We start from the raw sequence: 442 nt of genomic DNA on the forward strand, positions 1-442 counted from the left end.
TTCATTTCCGAACCGTCAAATTGCACACCCCCGCTCTGGATGATGTTGGATATTTTGACTTCCGGACGCAGCCAATTTGCTACTTCCACGTTGAGATCGGCTTGCAAATAGGTGGCTCTCCAACGGCCAGGTAGTTCTTCAGCTAGGTTGATGTCGAGAGGAACTTCGTCGTCGGTTTTGGATTTTCCGCAGCTCATCGTCAAAAGGGAAATGCTTAGCATTCCTAAAAATGTGAAMAGTAAATTGCGCATAAAATGAGTTATTATTAATAATAAAGCGTTTGGTAGTAGGTGTAATTTTTTAGCTTAAAATTACAATTCAGTCTCAAGGCTGTAAATGTATGAATTATTTTTTAACAAATTAAGCTGTGCAAACTTTTCTCTCCTAGGGTATTTCTTTTTCCCGTACTTTTGTCAAATCTCAATAATAATCGCACTTTTTT

General features: G+C 38.3%; 1 protein-coding gene. It reads right to left on the reverse strand.

Annotated features, from left to right (window positions below; all coding sequences use genetic code 11):
• Positions 1–197 (reverse strand): hypothetical protein (locus B9T16_RS29365; RefSeq protein ID WP_410246465.1); only part of this gene is annotated, 197 nt, incomplete at its 3' end.
• Positions 198–442: the final 245 nt, after the last annotated feature.

The sequence above is a fragment of the Arthrospira sp. PCC 8006 genome, from assembly GCF_046480465.1.
GTDB lineage: Bacteria > Cyanobacteriota > Cyanobacteriia > Cyanobacteriales > Microcoleaceae > Limnospira > Limnospira platensis.